This is a genomic window from Skermania sp. ID1734 (genome assembly GCF_007489285.1).
GTDB lineage: Bacteria > Actinomycetota > Actinomycetes > Mycobacteriales > Mycobacteriaceae > ID1734.
The window spans coordinates 1-19259 of the sequence record NZ_VLIY01000028.1 but is presented as its reverse complement, the minus strand read 5'-3'; the positions used below and the strand labels follow the sequence as shown (position 1 = coordinate 19259).

19 protein-coding genes are annotated in these 19259 nt (G+C 66.8%); 11 read left to right on the top strand and 8 right to left on the bottom strand.

Annotated features, from left to right (window positions below; all coding sequences use genetic code 11):
• The first annotated feature begins 17 nt into the window (after window positions 1-17).
• From FOS14_RS23470 to FOS14_RS24895, 5 genes are all read left to right on the top strand, one after another.
• On the top strand, window positions 18-269 hold the full coding sequence (locus FOS14_RS23470; protein ID WP_143773279.1) for a hypothetical protein: 252 nt from the start codon (window positions 18-20) through the stop codon (window positions 267-269).
• Between the two features lie 90 nt (window positions 270-359).
• Window positions 360-1967 (top strand): hypothetical protein, encoded by a 1608-nt coding sequence (locus tag FOS14_RS23465; protein ID WP_143773278.1) that lies wholly within the window; start codon window positions 360-362, stop codon window positions 1965-1967.
• Between the two features lie 57 nt (window positions 1968-2024).
• Window positions 2025-3485 (top strand): ATP/GTP-binding protein, encoded by a 1461-nt coding sequence (locus FOS14_RS23460; protein ID WP_143773277.1) that lies wholly within the window; start codon window positions 2025-2027, stop codon window positions 3483-3485.
• Window positions 3482-5542, top strand: coding sequence for a type IV secretory system conjugative DNA transfer family protein (locus FOS14_RS23455; protein ID WP_143773276.1), 2061 nt, complete (start codon window positions 3482-3484; stop codon window positions 5540-5542). The genes FOS14_RS23460 and FOS14_RS23455 overlap by 4 nt, the downstream gene beginning before the upstream one ends.
• Window positions 5539-6168 (top strand): hypothetical protein, encoded by a 630-nt coding sequence (locus FOS14_RS24895; RefSeq protein WP_185981913.1) that lies wholly within the window; start codon window positions 5539-5541, stop codon window positions 6166-6168. Before FOS14_RS23455 ends, FOS14_RS24895 begins: the two co-directional genes overlap by 4 nt.
• A gap of 1342 nt (window positions 6169-7510) precedes the next feature.
• On the opposite strand, the gene FOS14_RS23445 is transcribed toward FOS14_RS24895, so the two are convergent.
• Genes FOS14_RS23445 through FOS14_RS25350 form a run of 4 tightly spaced genes read right to left on the bottom strand, consistent with a single transcriptional unit; the run spans window position 7511 to window position 10679 of the window.
• Window positions 7511-8287 (bottom strand): LLM class flavin-dependent oxidoreductase, encoded by a 777-nt coding sequence (locus FOS14_RS23445; protein WP_143773274.1) that lies wholly within the window; start codon window positions 8285-8287, stop codon window positions 7511-7513.
• Window positions 8288-8336: 49 nt separating this feature from the next.
• Window positions 8337-9152 (bottom strand): ATP-binding protein, encoded by an 816-nt coding sequence (locus FOS14_RS23440; RefSeq protein WP_143773273.1) that lies wholly within the window; start codon window positions 9150-9152, stop codon window positions 8337-8339.
• Window positions 9149-9811, bottom strand: a complete 663-nt coding sequence (locus tag FOS14_RS25355; protein ID WP_255450556.1) for a hypothetical protein — start codon at window positions 9809-9811, stop codon at window positions 9149-9151. Before FOS14_RS25355 ends, FOS14_RS23440 begins: the two co-directional genes overlap by 4 nt.
• A gap of 1 nt (window position 9812) precedes the next feature.
• Window positions 9813-10679: a hypothetical protein gene (locus tag FOS14_RS25350; protein ID WP_255450555.1), complete on the bottom strand. Its 867-nt coding sequence runs from the start codon at window positions 10677-10679 to the stop codon at window positions 9813-9815.
• A gap of 301 nt (window positions 10680-10980) precedes the next feature.
• Here FOS14_RS25350 and FOS14_RS24890 point away from each other — a divergent pair, with 301 nt between their 5' ends.
• Together FOS14_RS24890 and FOS14_RS23430 are read left to right on the top strand one after the other, a co-directional pair.
• Window positions 10981-11130: a hypothetical protein gene (locus tag FOS14_RS24890; protein WP_185981912.1), complete on the top strand. Its 150-nt coding sequence runs from the start codon at window positions 10981-10983 to the stop codon at window positions 11128-11130.
• Window positions 11131-11283: 153 nt separating this feature from the next.
• Window positions 11284-11640, top strand: a complete 357-nt coding sequence (locus FOS14_RS23430; RefSeq protein WP_255450554.1) for a hypothetical protein — start codon at window positions 11284-11286, stop codon at window positions 11638-11640.
• On the opposite strand, the gene FOS14_RS23425 is transcribed toward FOS14_RS23430, so the two are convergent.
• Window positions 11637-12038 carry a helix-turn-helix domain-containing protein gene (locus tag FOS14_RS23425; RefSeq protein WP_185981911.1) on the bottom strand — a complete coding sequence of 134 codons (402 nt, stop codon included), beginning with the start codon at window positions 12036-12038 and terminating at the stop codon, window positions 11637-11639. The two genes, FOS14_RS23430 and FOS14_RS23425, sit on opposite strands and share 4 nt — an antisense overlap.
• A 437-nt stretch (window positions 12039-12475) precedes the next feature.
• A complete protein-coding gene (locus FOS14_RS23420) occupies window positions 12476-13057 on the bottom strand; it encodes a TetR/AcrR family transcriptional regulator (RefSeq protein ID WP_185981910.1) in 582 nt (193 codons plus the stop codon).
• Between the two features lie 188 nt (window positions 13058-13245).
• On the opposite strand from FOS14_RS23420, the gene FOS14_RS23415 reads away from it, so the two are divergent.
• The 3 genes from FOS14_RS23415 to FOS14_RS23405 are packed head-to-tail and all read left to right on the top strand — an operon-like array spanning window position 13246 to window position 16306.
• Entirely contained in the window at window positions 13246-14712 is a 1467-nt protein-coding gene (locus FOS14_RS23415; RefSeq protein ID WP_143773270.1) for an NAD(P)/FAD-dependent oxidoreductase, read from the top strand.
• Window positions 14712-15641, top strand: coding sequence for a short-chain dehydrogenase/reductase (locus FOS14_RS23410; RefSeq protein ID WP_143773269.1), 930 nt, complete (start codon window positions 14712-14714; stop codon window positions 15639-15641). The genes FOS14_RS23415 and FOS14_RS23410 overlap by 1 nt, the downstream gene beginning before the upstream one ends.
• Window positions 15638-16306, top strand: a complete 669-nt coding sequence (locus FOS14_RS23405) for an ester cyclase (protein WP_143773268.1) — start codon at window positions 15638-15640, stop codon at window positions 16304-16306. Before FOS14_RS23410 ends, FOS14_RS23405 begins: the two co-directional genes overlap by 4 nt.
• A 36-nt stretch (window positions 16307-16342) precedes the next feature.
• Here FOS14_RS23405 and istB read toward each other — a convergent pair whose 3' ends face one another.
• The gene (istB, locus tag FOS14_RS23400; protein WP_143773267.1) at window positions 16343-17134 is read right to left on the bottom strand and encodes an IS21-like element helper ATPase IstB; all 792 of its coding nucleotides are present in this window, start codon (window positions 17132-17134) and stop codon (window positions 16343-16345) included.
• Window positions 17131-18780, bottom strand: coding sequence for an IS21 family transposase (gene istA / locus FOS14_RS23395; protein ID WP_143773266.1), 1650 nt, complete (start codon window positions 18778-18780; stop codon window positions 17131-17133). Before istA ends, istB begins: the two co-directional genes overlap by 4 nt.
• A gap of 228 nt (window positions 18781-19008) precedes the next feature.
• Between istA and FOS14_RS23390 the strand changes: the two genes are divergently transcribed.
• A partial coding sequence (locus tag FOS14_RS23390; RefSeq protein WP_185981909.1) for a transposase occupies window positions 19009-19259 on the top strand: 251 nt, incomplete at its 3' end.

Sequence of the window (19259 nt, the reverse complement as noted above, 5' to 3'; positions counted from 1 at the left end):
CCGCTTAGGGACAACCGATGAGACTCACCCGCACAATCGCGCGCATCGCCGCAACAGCCGGGCTGGCCGTCGCTGGCGGCGCGGGCATGGCGGTGACTGGTCATGCCGGTACGGCGGCCGCTGCCACGTGCGGACTTCCCGACGCGCACAACGTGATTCAGTGCGACGACGGATCGAGCGAGTTCGTCGACACCCGTGGGCACCGCGTCATCGTCGACGCTCAGGGCGCCGTCGTGCGCGACGACCCACCGGGCACCGCCTGGTACTGACCGGGCCCAGTACACGCAGCGAGCGGACGACCCAGAGGAGGCGGGTATGAGCAGCACGGACAGCGGACTGGTCGGCGCAGGCGGCGGTGTGTGGTGAGCGGTCCGGCGCGCACGGCGACCCTGGCCGGAGAAGGTGTGGCCCGGCGCGGGCTGCTGGGAGTGGATCCGCTGCTCGCCGGGGTGTGGTCGCTTGCCGCAGCGCTGGCGGTGCTGTGCTGGTGGAGCGTGCAGGGCTGGGCTGGTGCTGTGGCGGGGGTGCTGGTGGGCGCGGCGGTCGCGGCCACAACGGTGTCGTGGGACGGGCGGGAGTCGTGGGCGCAGCGGCGGCTGCACACCATCCGAGAATGGTCGCGGCGCCGCAACGGTGAGCACGTGTTCTGGTCGGTCACCGATCGCGGTGAGCGCAGCGGTGTCCCGGCACCTGACTATGACCCGGGCGCGGACCCGGCGTGGTGCCGGCCGGTGTTCTGCGGGCGGGTGGAGCCGCTGCCGCTGGCCGGGACCGGGTTCGACCCACTGTTCGTGCTGCGCCATTCCAACCCGGGCGACAGGTTCGCCTACCTGTCGGTGGTGCTGGCCGTGCAAGGCGTGCAGTCCGGGCTGGGATCGGACGCCGACTACGCCGCGGCGTGGCGGGAATGGGGGTGGGTGCAGGCCGAGTTGGCGAAACGGTCCTCGTTCATCCGCGGGTTGCAGCTGTTGCACCGGTCGGTGCCCGCCGACATCACCCCGCATGTGCGCTGGTACCGCGACAAGCTCGCACCGGACGAGGACGGGCGACTGGAAATGCTGGTCGCCAACTACGACCAGTTGCTGACCGAGATCGCCCCGCTGGCCGAGGAGCACCGCACGTTCGTGGTGGTGAAGGTCCCGCTCACCCCGGAGTTTCACGCAGAAGCCGCGACCCGCGACGAGTTCGGCGGCACCCGCCGCGTCGAGGTGGGATGGGCGTCGGTGGTCAAAGACGAACTGGAACGCCTCGTGCGGCTGCTCGACGGCGCCGGGTGGGGACCGGTGCACGTGCTGGGGGAGCGGCGCACCGCCGCACTGATCCGGGCGCTGCAGAACCCCGACTACGCCCTCGACGACGACCGTGACGTGGACTGGGAATCGTGCTGGCAGTCCTACATCGGCGGCGCCGACGCGGTGGTGGTGGCCGGTAAGTGGCACACCCGCTGCGGGCAGGTACCGCCCGGGGCGATCCAGGGCGAGACGCTGGGCCCGTTGTGGCTGCAGCCGCTGCTGGTGGGGGTGGAAGCTGACGAGGGCCGCGAGGACCTGGCGCGCGCCTCGACCATCCGCACCATCTCGGTGCGCATCGATTTCGTCCCCGACGCCAAGGCCCGCGTCGAAGCCGTCAAAGACGTCACCCAGGACGCCGCCACCCGCCACAGGCACCGGCAGAAGGGCAAGATCTCCGACGGCACCGCTGAGGTCATGGAATCGGCCTCGGCGCGCCGCCGCGACGATCTGGCGCCGGGGCGCGGGGTGGCCGGCTCGGCGTATGCGATGTCGGTGTCGGTGACCGGCCGCGACAGCGAGGACCTGCGCCGGGCGTGCCTGCGGGTGGAGCAGGCCGCCGGATCCTCGGCGATCGGGGGAATCGACTGGCACACCGACCGCCACGACACCGCGCAAGTGCAGACCCTGCCGCTGTGCCGGGGCATGGCTGGGGTCAAACACGCCCGCACCAACTGACACACCCGATACACACGCACTTCGAGACACAAAAAGGCAGGGGAGGAGTTCGCGGCGATGACAGCGACCGTGCACAACGGCTCGGATGCGGCGGCACCGCGCAGTGTTGCCGGCCCGCTCGGCCGCGGAAAGGGATCGACGCGGAAGAAGGAAGGCGCATGGTTCCCGCCGCCGCGTCGCCCGCTGCCGAAACGGCGCAGGTTCCTCGACCGACACGGCTGGTACGAGCCGCGCCCGGACCCGGTGACATCGACGACGCGTCAGACTGAGGCGCTGCATCTGGCGATGACGCGGCGCCCGTCCGGCACCGAGGGCATCGTCAACGGCGTGGACGCGACGAATTCGTCGCTGGTGTGCGTGGATCAGTTCACCGCCTACGGCACCGATGTCACCAACATCAACGTGGCGCTGCTGGGCAGCATCGGGGTAGCCAAGACGTCGAATGCGAAAACGATCTACGCGATGCGGCAGATGCCGCTGGGCCGGCAGGTGGTGAGCATCGACCGCAAACGCCAATCCGGGCGCGGGGAGTACGGAGTGCTCGCCGATGCCGTGGGGGCGCCGTCGATCCGGTTCACCACCGGCGCCAACGTCGGACCCCGGCTGAATCTGCTCGACCCGCAGATCGCGTTGCGCGGGGTCCACGACGACGCCGAGGTCCGCCCCGCCGGTCAGACCGAGCTGCTGTATGCGGTGCTCACCGACACCATGGGCCGTGCGCTGAGCGAGATCGAACGCGCCGCCACCGCCAATGCGCTGCGGCTGGTCACCGACGACGCCCGCCGTATCGGGCGGGAGCCGGTGATCGGGAACCTGGCCGAGCGGATGATGAACCCGCAACCGGGCGATTTCGACTATGCCGGCATCTGGTCGAAGAAGGCCCAGTGGTGGGGCCGGGACGTGGCGCTGGCGCTGCGGCGCCTGTCGCGCGGGGAGCTGGCCGGGTTGGTGGATGCCCCCACGAGCGCCGACGTGCGCGAGGCGCTGACGCATCCGTTCGTGCATTTCGACGTGTGCGACCTGCCCGATTCCGGACCGGCGCTGCGGGTGGTGATGACCGTGATCAACACGTGGCTGGCCAACCGGCTCGCCGCCCGCTCGTCCCGGTATGAACAGACCGAGCTGCTCATCGACGAAGGATGGCACGTCGCCGACGGCTCCACCGGAGCGCTGTTCCGCGCGAACATGAAACTCTCACGCGGCCTTGGTCTTTCGACGGTGAGCGCGTTTCACCATATTTCCGACTTCGCCAGGGACTCCCCGGCCCGAGCGTTGATGCAGGAATCCTCAATCGTCTACCTGTACCGGCAGGAGCGCGCCGATGACGCCGCGGCGTGCGCGGAAATGTTCCAGCTCCCCGCCGGCACCACCGAAACCCTGATGTCGCTCGGGGTCGGCCAATGCCTGCTCAAGATCGGCACCAAGGACCCGATCCTGATGCGCCACATACGGTCCCCGCTCGAACGGGCCATCACTAACTCCGACGCCGCCATCAAGGGAATCGAGGCCCTGCAATGACCGCGCCCCTCCGCCGCGACCCCGCGGCCGCCCCGCCCGCGCCGCGGCCGCTGTTCGACCCGGTGCTGGCCAGCCTGTGGGGACTTGCCCTGCTGGTCGTGGTGGCGCTGGTGTGCGGGGCAGCGATCTCAGGGTGGCTGGCCGGGCACGGACTGGCCTGGCCGCATGGGCTGGCTGCCACCTTCACCGGCTGGATCACCCACCCCGGCGACCCGGCCGCGGGCTGGCCCGCCGACCCGCGGCCCGGGCCCGCGGTGTCGGTGTACGGGTGCGCCGCCGCCCTGGCCGCCGTGGTTCTGGTCGCGTGGATGTGGTGCTGGATCGTGTTCGGCGCCCGCCGCGACCGTGCCCGTCGCTATCCGGGGCTGGCCCGCACCCGCCAGGTCGCCGGTGTCCTCGACGAGGCCGGCGGCAAAGCCGAGGCGCTGCGGACCCGCCCGTCGCTGGCGGAGTACCGCCTGCGCGATCTGCCCGCCGCCGAACTGGTCGCCCCGCTCGGGCTCAACGCGATCGACGGCAAACCGATCGTGCTGCAGAACAAGGACAGTGTGCTCGTGATCGGCTCCACCGGCTCCGGCAAGTCCTGGCGGGTCGCGGCCGGCAAGATCGACACCGCCCCCGGCGCGTGCGTGGTGTCGTCCACCCGCGGTGACCTGCTCGCCGCCACCTACCTGACCCGCGCCGCCAAAGGTTACATGGCGGTGTTCGACCCGGAAAACGTCACCGGCTGGCCGCGCAGGACCCGCTGGTCGCTAATCGCCGGCTGCGAAAACCCGGACACCGCCGCGCGGCGCGCGACGGCGCTCGCGAGTGCCCGCCCGGTCAGCTCGACCTCCGACAACGGCGCGTGGTTCACCCGCCGCGCCACGGTGATCCTGCGCTCCTACCTCCGCGCCGCGGCGGTGTCGGGCGCGACGCTGGCCGACGTAGCGGCCTGGGCCAGCGACCCCCGCGCCAGTAAGCAGGTGGCGCGTATCCTCGGCGAGCGCGACCCTGTGTGGGCGGCGGCGTTCGCCACGGCGACGAATTCTGGGGATGCGCGCACCGACGGCAATGTGCGCTCGACGGTCGAGGACATCCTCGATCCGCTGTCTTCTCCGACGCTGCTGGCCGCGGTCGACGCCGACTCGGCCGATTCGTTCGATGTCACCCGGTTCGTGACAGACGGGGCCGGCACTCTGTTCGTGATCTCCGATGGCGGCAATGGGTCGGTGGCACCGTTCGCGGCGGCGCTGGTCAACGAATGCCACTACGTCGGCTACCGCGCCGCAGCTCGCCGGCCCGCGCGGCGGCTGGACCCGCCGCTGCGGATGGTGCTCGACGAGGCGATGAACGTCGCAGCCGTGCCGGAGCTGGGCAAGAAGATGACCGACTCCGGCGGTGTAGGGATCAACCTGTGGGTGTTCGTTCACAACATCAACCAGATCCGCAAACGCCTCAGCACCACCGAAGCCGCCGACCTGATCGGGTCGGCCACCGCGCGGCTGATCCTGCCCGGCCTGCTGTCCGACCACGACCTGAAGGAAGCGTCGAACCTGCTGGGCACCATCACCGACTGGCGCGCCAGCCACAGCGAGCACGGCCTGAGCCACAGCCAGGCCGAGCGGCCGGTGCTGTCCGTCGACGAGATCCGGCGCCTGCGCTACGACGAAGGCCTGTTGATCTACCGCAACCAGCCCGGGGTGCTGCTGCGCCTGCCCGCCTACTGGGACGGTGGAGACGGCGCCGACACCACCGCCCGCTCGATACGGTTGTGCGAGAACGTGACCGAAGTCGCCGCCCGCGTTGAGGCCGCCGCTGCCGAGACCGAACGGGTCACCACCGAGCGGGGCCGGCTGGCTCGGCGGCTGGCCACCATCGACCTCGACAGTCCCGAGTTCGCCGGCCTGGAGGGCGACGTGGAGGCGCTGCAGGCCGCGGCCGCGCTGGCCGAGGCAGAGGCGACCGCCGCCGACACAGAGCTAATGGATGCGCTGGACGCCCTCGACACCGAGGTGGCCGATCTGTCTATCCGGTCGGTCATGTCGACGCGGCGGGGCCGCAAGGTGTGGCCGTGACCGCCGCAGGCCAGGACGGGTCCGATGTTGAAAAGTTCGACATCGTCTGGTCGTGGCGGCATCTCGACGCCGAGCGCGCCGCGGCGCTGTGGGAGGAACTGCTCGACTGGGTCGACTGGCTGCGCCGGCGCTACCAGTTCGACTACGGGGCACTACCAGGATGCTGGTGGCGCCACGGCGGCGCCGTGGAGGAACTGACAGCGTTGATGTGCGCGCACAAAGCCGCCTACCACGCCGAATCCAAACCTACCGACTACCGTGCCGACCTCGCGGCCTGGCATCGCAGCTACCTGTGGCCGTGCATCGACCGCCTCCACACGATCACCACCGGCTGCACCGGCCACACCTGCCGCGCTGCCACCGACGCCCCTGACACCTACCCCGGCCTGACCGACCACGTGGCCGCCGACCTCGCCGCCCGCGCCTGCCCGGCCCGAAACACGGCCGTGGGTGCCGCGGTAGAGGTCGTCATGAGCATCGAGGACATGCTCGACGCCATTTCGACCGGCGACGCCCAACCGGTCGACCCCGCCGATCCCCGACGGCAACTGCGGCGGCACGGCCATACTTGGACCTGGCAGAACCCACCCGGCCACTACCGACGCGACCACGACCCACCCAGCTGAGGCCCCGATCGCCGACACGAAGGACAGACTCTATCCGGGTCGCTCGACAAGAGCCCGTCTCTGCCGTGGCCTGCATCTTTGGAGCAACCCTGTCCTGAGCGCGCTCGGAACCGGTTTTGAAGCTGGAGCGGTCATCGAAAGGGATCCCAATGCAGCCTGAAGGTTCAGCTAGGCGGCGCGGAGCGCGAGCGGTGACCGGATTCGCGCTTTGCGGACACGCTACTTCCCAATCTGCCGCTCCCGGTCGGCGAAGTAAGTAGGAATCGCGATCGTCGAAGAACTCGACCGCGACGGGTCCTGTGTCGTGCACCAAGGTGTGACCGCATTGGGTTACCCCCGGTATAGACTTTAATGTACGCCGGGTTTGGAGGAGTACGCGCGGGGGCTCGGGGTCGAGCGCACACTGGCATATCTGCGTTCAATCCCCGATCCCATTCAGCGAGCACATGAGTGCTCGACGGCTGCTGACGATGCGCGTCAGATCCAGGGCCAGATCGCGGATATACGTCGCCAGGCCCTTTACGAGGCGACCTTAAGACCAGGAGCTAACGGTGAATCTGTCGCAGCCGAGTTAGGAGTCAGTCCTAAGGCCGTATCACAGGCGATCTCGCGGTATCGGCGGCACGACCTCGAATACCTGAAGTCGGCGTTGTCTGAATATCGGAAGCAAGAACTTGATGACGTAGCCCGCCGGGATCTCGACACTGCCTTGAATTCCCGCGACGTCGTGTACGTGGCTCGGACGGTTATCCGAGCTGGGCACGACAAATACGATTGGAATCTAACGGAGGACGAAGGCCTGTTTCTTTATGAGGCCGAGGACCGAGCCCGGGCAATTCTGTCAATTGCTCACGTACCAGCCGATTACCCGAATTATTCCCCATCTCCGTTGGGTCGACCCGAACGGGGCGACTACTCCGCGATCGACCCCGAAGTGCGCTGGGCGGTACAGGTCTTCGACAGCTTGCCAGGGATTAGCGTCACTGGATGGACAGATCGGATTCGGGGGCGCGACCCTCGAGGAAACCCTGAGGGATGGGCGCTTTCCTGGACTGTTCTGTCAGCAGAACCGTATGCGACTGTTTTCGAGGCTGGACCGCACCGGCAATGTCGCTTGCCAGCTAAAAGGGGCCACTGGTTTGCCATGAGCATGGGACCGGATCAGCCGGTCGTTGGGCCGTAGGGTGATCCTGTCCCAGGGGCCCTTTATCCGTCAACAAATAAGGGTCCACTGAGGCCGTGCCCGATCAGTTCGGCGCATCGCCTGTCGTGTCGGCCTGCCTAATCATGGCGCGAGCCTGGCCGCATTGTTTCCAGCCGGGTCGGCAATCCGATCGATGCGTCAAGATGACACTGTTTCGGCGGGCCAGGGACCCGTGTCGATGACGGATCGAACAAGCGCAGCTCGAGGATTGGGTCCGAATCCCGTGAGCCACCACGTCGCTCCAGCCTGCTGGTAAGGCCGCGGGTCGTCACCTTGTTCGCCGGATGCGATTACCTCGAATTCGTTGTGTCGGTTGGCGGGCCGGTGCCGTTGGAGTTCGGCGATACCGATGTCGAGGTCGTCGGGATTGAGAATGCCGACCGGGAACCAGCCGTCCCACCGTGCAGCTCGTCGTAGGGGTTGCCGGTGCGGCCATTCTGACCCGACCCATATCGGGATACGAGGGCGTTGCACCGGAACCGGTTGATAGTCGCCTGACCAGCATCGGGTGATGCGGTCCAGACCGGCGTCGAGACTGCGGGCTCGCTCTTGTATGTCGGTAGGTGCTTCGTGTCGATCGAATTCTGCGATGCTGCCGCTGCCCAGTCCGACGCCAAGGACCAAGCGGCCGCCGCTGAGTCTGTCGAGGGTCGCGGTTTCTCTGGCGAGTTTGTAGACACGTCGCCGCGGTACGGGAGTCACCAGTGTGCCGATTTGGATCGATTTTGTTCCCGCAGCAATGGCGGCCAGCGCAACCCAAGGATCGGCAATCGGCGTTGCTGGTGAGCCGTATTCGACGTGATCCCATAGGAAAACACCGTGCCATCGAGACGCTTCGGCGCGGCGAGCGAGATCGACGAGCAGCACGGGATCGGCGAGTTGACCGAAGGGCGCCAACCACAATCCGTGACGCATGTGATCAGTCTTCACCAAACGCGCGCCCCGAGCGGGGTGTCGAATAATCTCATTCGCTAAGTGCCGGTTTTTGTCGTTGCCGGTAGGAGGGGCCTTCGACGATGAGCTCGAAGGCCGCCGATTGCAGCCTGTCGATCGCGGACTGGGCCAGCAGCGGATCGGCCATCATCGCCAGGATTTCGTCGGGTGCCCTGTTGCTGGTGACGATCGTGCTGGCCTGCTGGTGGCGCTCCACGATCAGCTCGTAGAAGTCGCTGGTTTCGGTGGCCTCCAACCGGTGCAGGGCGAGGTCATCGAGCACGAGTAGATCCACCCGCTGCAGTTTGCGCATTTCCTCGTCGTAGCTGCCGTCGAGGTGGGCGGCTTTGAGGCGTTTGAACAGTTTGTCGGCGCGTTCGGCGTGCACACTGTTACCGCGCCGAACCGCGATGTGCCCCAGCGCATTCGCGAGAAATGTTTTCCCAACACCCACTGGCCCCATGACGAGAACGTTGTAGGCGTCGGCGAGGAACCGCAGCGAAGTCAGCTCGGCCCACAACGCCCGGTCGTAGCGGACCTCACTGGTGTCGTCCCAGGCCTGCAACTGCATCGCCGGGTCCAGATGCGCGATCTTGGCCCGGCGCACGGCGGCTTCGCGGTCGCGGCGGGCGACCTCATCGGCCAGCAGCAGTTCCAGAAAGTCGTGGTGGGGCAGGTGATTCGTCCGTGCCAGCGCGAGCCGTTCGGGCAGCGTGTCGAGCAACCGGCCCAGTTTCAGCCGGCGCATCAACGCTTTCAGTTCCGCAGACACCTCCACCGGTTTGGTCGCATCGCCGGTTCGTGGCCTGATTGTGGTGGTGCTGGTGGTGGTTCGGCGGCTGGTCATGACGGCAGCCTCCGAACCGCGAAATCGGCGCTGTCACGCACGAACCGTGACGCCGCACCCGGCGGAGAAATCTTCGCTTCGGCGGTGCTGTTGCGGGTGAGCATGCGCTCGATCAGCCCGACGTTGATGGCTTCGGCGTCCAACGCGCGGCGGCAGGCGTCGTCGACCTGCTCGGCGCTGTGGCGGCGCACCAGTCCGAGCAGGCGGTAGACCTGGCGCATTTTCGTCCACGGCAGCGGATGTTCGAGCACCGCGGCCGCGTACGCACCGACATACTCGCCGTGGGCGAAGGCTTTGCGCTGCAACGCCTCCAGGTCCCGCATCGCGTACGCGGTCAACTCCGAGGGCAGATCCGCGGGGTCGGTGCAGCGCCGCCCGGCCGGCACCCGCGGGTGCACTTTGATCAGCTGCCCGCGCGCATACAGTTTCACCGTGCGCGAATCCGCGCGGGCGGTGATGCGTTGCCCGATCAGATCACCCGGAACGCTGTAGAGCGCTCGCGCCACCTGAACGTGGCGGTCGGGCGCGACTTTCGGTGCCGAATAGGTCGGCAGATCGAACGGTTCGGTCGGTGCCGGACCCAGCCTTGAATGTTCTTCGGCAGTGAACACCTCGGCCGGGCGTTGCCGGGTGGTGCCGTGAATACGCTGACCGGCCACGTCACGACACCACGCCTCCGCACTGGTGCGGCAGTCCTCGATGTCGCGGAAGTCTTCTCCGGCAAAGAAGTTCGACCGCACATACTGCACGCACCGCTCCACCCGAGGCTTGTCCTGAGGGTGGCGCACCCCGGGCAGGGTCGATGACGAAACCACGTGCCTGGGCGTATTCACGGAAGGCGTCGTTCAGGCGTGGCTCGGTCGCGTCGGCGTGGTCGACGATCGCTTTCATGTTGTCCGGGATCGCCACCGCAAAGACCCCGTCGAAAAAGGCCCAGGCACAGTCGAATCCGGCGATCACCTCCTCCAGGGTCTGCTCATGAGTCGGGTAGACGAACATGTGCCGCGAATACACCGCGGTGAAGATCAGCCCATGGACTACCCGTCGTTTGCCGCTCACCGGATCGGTCACCAAACCGAGCTTGCCGAAATCGACCTGCACCTCCGAACCCGGATCACCGTCGAGCACCGGCACCGTCGCGCGTCTGCGGCCGAACCCCAACTCCGTTGTCGCATACCGATGCAGCGTGCGGTACGACACGACGATCCCGCGCCGGCCCAGCAGTACATGGACCTTGGTCAGCGTCAGCCCGTCCTCGACCCACAGCTTCAACTGCTCATGCTGACCGGCCAACGCCTGCCAGGAAGCGCCGCGCCCGTACGGGCGTTGCGGGCGGGCTCCGCCAACCACCGCCGCCAACAACTCATCGGTCAACTGGTCGACACCACCGCCGCGGTCCACCCCGCAGGCCTGAGCCGTTTCGACGTAGCGTCGGACAGTTTTGCGGTCGACCGTGGTCAGCTTGCTCACGTCACGCTGTGAGCGGCCCTGCAGCCACAGCCGGAGAACCTCTTTGATTTCGATCATGCTCAGCTCCCGGTAACTCATGCGGCGAATACAGCGGCCGCACGACCGGAAGCCCCGAAGCCACGCCGAAGTGGCCCCATAAATGGCAAACCAGCGGTCCCATCACTGGCAAACCACTGGCCCCATACATCTGGCAAAACCGGCGTTCAGGTGGTCCCTTACATCTGGCAAACGACACCGGCAAGGATGGGCGGTCACCGAGTGGCTGGTCTGGTTTGCGCGTGATCTGAGTCGGGCTTGTCAAGATGTCCATACCACGGTGACCAGCCCTCCGCCGTATCTGAACCAGCCTGGAGAGTCGATGAGCTTTCAGGTATTCGGGACATTCGGCGAATCTAACTCGCTTTCCCCCCGGCAGTTTGCTGAGCAATTTATTGATGCATGGGATTCAATTCCTGGCTATTTCCGTATTGATTGGCCCGGCGGCGCGGACGGCACCGAACGACTATGAGATCAGGGAGGTCCTCCGTTGTCGCCGGATGAACGTTCACGTCGCAACCGTCGCGCGCCGAAGAGGCGAGCCGCTTTATCGGCCGCCAGACCGAAGCCGTCGTCCGATGACATCCACGATGTCGTGTACTTTCGGCGCCCAGACTCGGGAGTCATGCCGGGACGCGACTATCTGAAGACACTGCCCACCAAGGTGAGGGCCACGATGGTCGCCTGCCTCATGGCGGTAGCCGAAGCGCCGCCCAAACGGTTCGCGGGCGGTGGGTACTGGGAAGCGATGCATGGGGAAATGACGGGCTGGTTCGAGGTCCGCGTCGACGGCAAAGACCGAATGCATCACCGGCTGTTTTGCCGCCTTGACTACGAAGCGAAGGGACATGACAAGCCGCTACTCGTCGTGATCGCGGGCATGAGCAAGCCATTCCGAACACGTTTCGCGACGAGCGACTACGCCTCGGTGCGGGAACTCGGCGAAGAGTACTACGCCCAGAACCCGCGTTCGATCGGCTAGCAGCGGGCCTTGTCGAATTCCTTGACCGCTTCCCGAAGGCTACCGCGGTCGCCAGCCTCACCTGCTATCAATGCGTCTGATAACGCTTGCCGGTGATGCCCTTCAAGCGGCTGCAGAGTAAGTCGGAGCCCGAGAGCCGCAGCCAGTTCCGATACCGTACCCAGCGTCGGATTCACAGCATGCGCGCCGAAGAGGCGGCGTACCGAAGCGGGTTCTATCGAAGCTGCCCGCGCGAGCGCCGCCTTGGACAAACTCGCTGCCTCACGTGCATCGTTCAATCCGTTCACGATGGCGTCGATCGTCTTGATTCGAATCGATTCCAGCAGGAAAGTACGCAAGAACTCGGGATCTTCGAAGTCCGCGGCCAGATCGTCCCAGAAAACGCTTTCACCGCTCATAACCAGCGCCTCCTTTGAAACTCCACACAAGGCCGAGTTCGTACCATACATGTTACGCACCTTGTGCAACAGTGGGTAGGACTGATCGTTCCCAGACATTGGCCAACCCGGGTCTGAGTGTCACAAGTAGGGCGGCCATACCCAACGGCGGCGGGCCCGAGCACCTGTTGCAGCGTTAATTGCCGCAGGCAGCGGCGCGTTCGAGTCGTGAGTCTGTCAAGGTCGAGTGGCCCCGGCTGATCAGGTTTGGATGGCCCCACCCGGCGGGCCTGTTCGTCGCGGATGTGCGGGTGTTCGCGCGGTTGGACGGCCGATTCGGCGGTTATGCCGATGCGGACCGGTGCCGCCCGCCGGCAGTGTTGGCGGGCTGGGCGCGGTTGTTGGGGTTGGACTCGGCTACCGGGTCGCCGTGATGCGCCGGTTCGGTGCGGGGTCGATCAGTGCGTCGTGTGTTCGGTGGGGGTGAGGTCGGCGAGGTCGTCGGCGACTGCGACGTAGTGGTCGGTGAAGTAGTCGATGAGTTCCTCGGGGGTGAGGTCGAGTTGGCCGGTGATCCAGCTGCCCATGATGTCGACGCTGCCGGCGATGAGTAGGTGTGCCGCGAAGCGGGCGCGGCTTTCGCGCTCGGTGCCGAGGCGGTAGAACGTGCGCATCTGTTCGAAGACCAGGGCGGCGATGGTTTCGCGCGCTTGGCGCATGAGCGCGCGGATCGTCGGGTGGTAGGGCGCCTCGACGAAGGCAGCGCGGACGATCGCCGGGTTGGCTTCGCCGTAGCGGATGAACGCACTGATCGCGGCATGGGTTTTGGCCCGGACGGTGGCCGGCGCCTGCTCGACCGCGGTCACCACCTCGGCGACAACCACGGCCAGTGCCTCTTCGAAGACCGCCCGGAGAAGGGCGTCGAGGTCGTCGAAGGCCTCGTAGAAAAACGGCCGGCTCACGCCCGCCCGATCACTGATCTGCGAGACGGTCGCCGCCTGCACTCCACCCGCGCCGAGCAACTCGACAGCGGTGGCCATCAGCTTCGCGCGCCGTTCCGCACGGCGCACTTCCGGAGACCGCCCGCCGTACGGACGCCCGGTCCTCGCCGTCTCACCTGACTTTCGTTCACGGGACGCAGGCCTTGACACCGGCCCCATCCTAGCTGCAAGCTCAAAACCCAAAATATCGATTTTAGAAATGTCGAGACGGGGAACGGAGGCTACGAATGCCCGTCAATGCGCCCACTCATCATCCGATCGTGATCATCGGCGCCGGGTTCGGCGGGATCGGCCTGGGCGTGCGGCTGCGCGAGGCCGGCATCGACGACTTCGCGATTTTGGAGCGGGAAGCCGGTCTGGGCGGCACCTGGCTGCGCAACACCTACCCCGGCTGCGCCTGTGATGTGCCCTCGCACCTGTACTGCTACTCGTTCGCGCCGAACCCGGACTGGTCACGCACCTACGCGACGCAACCGGAGATTCTCGCCTACCTGCGCGACGTCGCTCAACGCTTCGACGTCGTACGACACATGCGGTTCAACACCGACGTGCGCGAAGCCCGCTGGGACGAACCAGCAGGCCTATGGCGACTCGACACCACCGCCGGCCCGGTCACCGCCACCGTCCTGGTCAGCGCGATCGGCATCTTCGGACACGCCGCCATCCCGGACATCGCCGGACGTGACACCTTCACCGGAACCCAGATGCACACCCTGCACTGGAACCACGACCACGACCTGACCGGCCAGCGCGTCGCCGTCGTCGGCACCGGCGCCTCTGCCGTGCAGGTCATCCCCGAAATCCAGCCACACGTGGCACACCTGGACGTGTTCCAGCGCTCGGCTCCCTGGATCGTCCCGCGCATGGACCTCCCGACCAGCACCACGCAACGCGCCCTGCTGCGCCACCTGCCGCTCGCGCGCAAAAGCATGCGCGCCGCCTGGTACACCGCGATCGAGGGCTTCGGCCTGCCCAGCTTCGTCAACCCCGGCTTCCGCCACCCCTACGAACTGCTCGGCCACCTGCAACTCCGGCGCCAGGTCCGTGACCCGGACCTGCGGCGCCGACTCACCCCCGATTACGTGATCGGCTGCAAACGCGCGATCTTCTCCGACGCCTACTACCCAGCGCTCACCCAGCCGAACGTGTCCGTCGTGACCGAGGCCATCGCGGAGATCCGTCCCCACGCGATCGTGACCGGCGACGGTGTCGAACACCCGGTGGACACCATCATCTGGGGCACCGGATTCGCGCCACCGACCAAGGGCGCCGACCACATCCGAGGCCGCGACGGACGCTCCATCGCCGACGTCTACGCCCAGCGACCCACGTCCTACCTCGGCGCGGCCCAAGCCGGATTCCCGAACCTGTTCACCCTGCTCGGCCCGTTCGGCGCCGCCGGCAACCAGTCGGCCATCTACATGATCGAGTCGACCGTGACCTACATCGTCGACGCCATCCGCACCATGCGCGCCACCGGCACCACCCGAGTCGAGGTCCGACCCGACGTGCAGGACGCCTTCGTCACCGAGATGGAATCCCGCAGCCGCACCACCATCTGGTTGACCGGCGGCTGCACCTCCTACTACACCACCGCCACCGGACACAACGCCGGCCTCTACCCCAACTGGTCCTTCGACTACCGGCGCCGCACCCGCCACTTCGACGCCCGCAACTACGCAATGAGCCGCTGATGGACCTCCTCACCGACCTGAAACACCTCCTCCCCGGCCTCGGCCACCGTCCCCGCTACGAGCTGTCCGGCACCGTCGCGCTCGTCACCGGTGCAGCCGACGGCATCGGCCTCGCCGTCGCCCACGCCCTACGCCGCCGCGGCGCCAAGGTCGCCGCCGTCGACATCGACGCCGACAAGCTCGCCGCCACCGCCAGCGGCCGCCCCGAAACGCTGCCCATCGCCGCCGACGTCCGCGACCGCGCCGCGATGAACCAGGCGGTCGAAAGCACCGTCGCCCACTTCGGGCACCTGGACATCGTCATCGCCAACGCCGGAATCACCCCACCCCCCGCCACCGTGCGCAGCATCCACCCCGAAGCGTTCGACAACGTCATCGACGTCAACCTCACCGGAGCGTTCAACACCATCCACCCAGCGCTCGACCACATCATCGCCGCCCGCGGGCACGTCGTCGTCGTCGCCTCCTGCGCCGCCTTCTCCCCGGGCGCCGGCGGCGCCGCCTACATGATCAGCAAGGCCGGCGCCGAACAACTCGGCCGCGCACTGCGCCTCGAACTCGCCCCCCACGGCGCGAGCGCAACCACCGCCTACTTCGGCATCGTAGACACCCAACTCACCCACACCGCGCTCGACAACGACCCCCTCGGCCCCAGCCTCGAAGCGAGCCTGCCCGCCCCGTTCCGGCACCGCATCACCGCCGACGACGCCGCCCGCACCATCGTCGACGGCATCGAACGACGAGCGGCACGCACCATCGCCCCCGCGATCTGGCAGACCTACGCCCTCACCCGCGGCATCATCAACCCGGCCATCGACCACTACCTCGCCAGCCACCCCGACCTGCACCGGCTCATCACCGACATCGAAACCCGATCACTCAAAACACCGCCCGCAACCGACCGACCCCACACCGAGGAGACCTCATGAGCCGCACGCCCAGCGCCAACCCAGCCACACCCGCCTCCTCGAGCACACTCACCGCCGACATCACCGACTACCACGACCGATTCATCAGCCATTTCGACCAGCGCCTCACCGAGCTCGCCCCCCGATGGCAGCACCGCGCCGAACCCCTGCGAGCCTGGGCACACGGCTGGATCACCGACGGATACCTCACCCACAACCTGGAATCCATCGTGTCCTGGGTCACCGACGACTTCATCAACATCGACCCCGTCAACTACGGCCGCGACCGCGTCGGACCCGCCGAATTCCTGACCGCGCTGCAAGAAACCTCCGCCGCCTTCCCCGACTACACCTTCCTCCCCGCCGGTCCCCCCGCGCTGAGCCTGGAAGGCGACGTCATCGTCATTCCGTGGCGCGCCATGGGCACTTTCGCCGGACCACTACGCGTCCCGACACCCGGCAAACGGCCACTCGTCCTCGCCCCCACCAACCGCCGATTCAACTTCCGCGGCGTCGACGTCTACACCTTCACCGGGGACAAAGTCAGCCGACTCCACAGCCACTACGACGCCCTCGACGTCCTCACCCAGATCGGGCTCCTCCCCACCCTCAGCCCACTCGCCCACGCCATCGCCCTTCCCCAACACGCACTCGCCCGCCTCCAACGCCACTTCACCCGACGCTGACGGCCGCCTCGATCAAGGCGACGAACACGTCGATCGTCAGGCCGTGGCTTGCCGATTTCTGGTGTGCGCGAGACGGTAGGATTCGGTGCCGGTTTCGATGATGTTGCCGCCGAACGTCAACCGGTCGACAATGGCGGCGCACAATCTGGGGTCAGTGAATGTTTTCGTCCAGCCGCTGAAGGATTCGTTCGATGCGATCCCGACCGAATTCCGTTCCTCACGTTCGGTCAACACCTGGAACAACAGTTCGGCGCCACGCTTATCCAACTCCATGTATCCCAGCTCGTCTATGCACAACAAATCCACGCGCCCGTATCGGGCGATCGTTTTCGCGAGGATCTTCTCGTCGGCGGCCTCGACCAACTCGTTCACCAATTTTGTCGCCAACGTGTATTTCACGCGGAAACCGGCTTCGGCGGCGGCGGTGCCCAACCCGATCAGCAGGTGCGATTTGCCGGTGCCGGAATCGCCGATCAGACACAAGGGCTGCCCGGTGCGGACCCAGTCGCATTTGGCGAGTTGATGGATCGTGGCCGCATTGATGTTCGGGTTGGCGTCGAAGTCGAAGTCGCTCAACCACTTCGGACGCGGGAACCCGGCCGCCTTCACCCGCCGGATCGAGCGGCGCCGGGCGCGGTCGTCGCATTCGGCGAGCAGCAGTTCGGCCAGGAACCCTTGATAGGTGAGTTGTTCCTTGGTCGCGGCGACCAGCGTGTCGCCGACCAAGGTGCGCACGGTCGGTAACCGCAGCTGTCGGCAGGCCTGGTCGATCGCGGCCTCGGCGGCCTGATCGGTCAGCCCGCGGCGGCGGCGTTGTGGCGTGGTCATGACACGTTGCCCTTCCTGGTCAGGTGCAGCAGCTCGTCATAGGCATCGACCGACGGCAGCGGCCGGGTATCGGCCGGCAGGCCCGCGATCACCGCCGACGGATCGGTCAGCCGCCGCTCGGTCAGACTGACCACGCGCGACGCATCCACTGTGTTGGACGGGGCCGTGTCGTCGGGTGCGCTGCTGTCGCAACCGGTTTGGTTCGCGTGGCGGCGAGCCTCCACGGCGACGACATCGGCGCGCACCGAACCGACCTCCATTGCCGCGCGCAGGCCCGCGACGACATCGGCGTGACGCATGTGCCGGTGCAGCAGCAGTACGTCGATCAGCTCACGTGTGCCGTGCTTGTCGCCCAACGCTTTGCGCGTCGCCGCCCAGAACGCGTCGTGCACCGCGGTGAACGAGCCCGCCGCCCTTGCCTGCACCAGCGCGGTGGCGCCGGGCAGCGCTCCCGGTTTGAGTTTGAGGACCTCCAGATAGTGGTCCAGGTCGAGCACCTCCGCACCCTTGTTGATCGACCGAACATGCTGTGCGACCATCGTTTTCCCGTCGAACACCAGCAGCTCGTCCGAGCGCAGCAGCACCCGCACCCGCCGGCCGATCAACCTCGCCGGCACCGAATACCGCGAGCTGCGCACCGTGATCCGGGCATGCCGATCCACCCGCGGGGTCAGGGTGAGTCCGGGCTCGAACCGTTCCACCGGCAACGGCCGCAGCAGCGGCCGTTCGGCCGCGAAATCCTCACCCACCGTGCGGAACCGGTTGCCGATCCGGCGGGCATCGTCGGCGCGGTCGGCCGCGGCCAACAGTTCGTTGAGCGCCGCCAGTGACGCCACCCGTGGCACCGGCACCAGATGATTTCGGCGGAACCGGCCGCCCTCACCCTCCACCCCGCCCTTCTCGTGAGCGCCCCCGACGCCGGGCAAACAATAGAACGCCTCGAACTGATAAATGGATCGAAACAGAATCCAGCGTTGATTTTCCACGCGGTCGCGGTCGCCGAACAACACGCGCGTGACCGCAGACTTTAAATTGTCGTAACGGATATGCCTGGTCGGGACACCACCCAATTCTTCGAACGCGGCGATATGTCCCTCCAAGAATGATTCCTGCGACTGTGTCGCAAACGCCCGATGCACGGCGCGACCGGACTTACTCAGCCGCAGCGTGAACAGAAACACCTTCGTGCGGCCGTCCGGGAAATCGACATAGAATTCCGCGAAATCGACCTCGGCCTCGGCGCCGGGCTCGTGGGTCTGCGGCACGAACGCGTCCACCAGCACCCGCCCGGATTCGGCCTCGATCTGCGGTTTGCGCACCGCCACATACGCCAGCACCGTCGAATACGACACCTCGGCCATGCCGTGCTCGTCGAGCAACCGGGCATAGATCCGGCGCACCGTGTGCCTCTGCTTGACCGGCGCCGTCAGATCCGCGCGCAGCATCGCGTCGATCGCGTCGGTGAACGGGTCGATCTTGCGGGCCTTCCACCGCCGCTCCCCGCGGGGCGGCGGTGTCGCCGACATCAACGCCTGCCGAACCGTGCGGCGATGCACCCGATGCCGCTTCGCCAGCGCACGCACCGACAGGCCCTCGACCCGAGAGTCGCGCCGGATCCGCTCGAACAACTCCACCCTCGACCCCAATCGCGGCCTCCTCGCCTCGTCGCTACAACGACGATGCGCTGGGGCCACTCAAACTCGAGACAACCACATCCGGCGAGTCGAGGTGGAGCCACTCAAACTCGAGAATCGACCATCACCGGGGCCATCCAAACCTGACACACTCAGAGTCGGTGCCGGTGAGCGCTTCGTAAAGGTCGAGGGGGGTCCGTACAGTGAACGGTGTAACTCCAGAGAAATAAGGAGGCTACCGTGACTGCTGTGACTGAGGATTCTTTGGTCGAATCACCTTCGTCCGTGTTGTCGCCGTTGAGCAACGACGAACTGATCGCCCAGCTTGTGGCGCGTGCTCGGGCCGACGGGTTGAAGTTGACCGGCCAGGACGGGCTGCTGGGGCAGTTGACCAAGCGGGTGGTCGAGTCGGCGCTGGAGGGCGAGCTGGACGATCACCTCGGTTACGACCGCCACGAGCGCGGCGGCAGCGCGGACGGGAACACCCGGAA

Bases quoted from the DNA above. Each gene is read 5' to 3' on its own strand.
- FOS14_RS23470 (WP_143773279.1), top strand. From the start codon at position 18: ATGAGACTCACCCGCACAATCGCGCGCATCGCCGCAACAGCCGGGCTG.
- FOS14_RS23460 (WP_143773277.1), top strand. From the start codon at position 2,025: ATGACAGCGACCGTGCACAACGGCTCGGATGCGGCGGCACCGCGCAGT.
- FOS14_RS23455 (WP_143773276.1), top strand. From the start codon at position 3,482: ATGACCGCGCCCCTCCGCCGCGACCCCGCGGCCGCCCCGCCCGCGCCG.
- FOS14_RS23445 (WP_143773274.1), bottom strand. From the start codon at position 8,287: ATGCGTCACGGATTGTGGTTGGCGCCCTTCGGTCAACTCGCCGATCCC.
- FOS14_RS23440 (WP_143773273.1), bottom strand. From the start codon at position 9,152: ATGACCAGCCGCCGAACCACCACCAGCACCACCACAATCAGGCCACGA.
- FOS14_RS25350 (WP_255450555.1), bottom strand. From the start codon at position 10,679: ATGATCGAAATCAAAGAGGTTCTCCGGCTGTGGCTGCAGGGCCGCTCA.
- FOS14_RS24890 (WP_185981912.1), top strand. From the start codon at position 10,981: ATGAGCTTTCAGGTATTCGGGACATTCGGCGAATCTAACTCGCTTTCC.
- FOS14_RS23430 (WP_255450554.1), top strand. From the start codon at position 11,284: ATGCCGGGACGCGACTATCTGAAGACACTGCCCACCAAGGTGAGGGCC.
- FOS14_RS23425 (WP_185981911.1), bottom strand. From the start codon at position 12,038: ATGAGCGGTGAAAGCGTTTTCTGGGACGATCTGGCCGCGGACTTCGAA.
- FOS14_RS23420 (WP_185981910.1), bottom strand. From the start codon at position 13,057: ATGGCCACCGCTGTCGAGTTGCTCGGCGCGGGTGGAGTGCAGGCGGCG.
- FOS14_RS23415 (WP_143773270.1), top strand. From the start codon at position 13,246: ATGCCCGTCAATGCGCCCACTCATCATCCGATCGTGATCATCGGCGCC.
- FOS14_RS23410 (WP_143773269.1), top strand. From the start codon at position 14,712: ATGGACCTCCTCACCGACCTGAAACACCTCCTCCCCGGCCTCGGCCAC.
- FOS14_RS23405 (WP_143773268.1), top strand. From the start codon at position 15,638: ATGAGCCGCACGCCCAGCGCCAACCCAGCCACACCCGCCTCCTCGAGC.
- istB (WP_143773267.1), bottom strand. From the start codon at position 17,134: ATGACCACGCCACAACGCCGCCGCCGCGGGCTGACCGATCAGGCCGCC.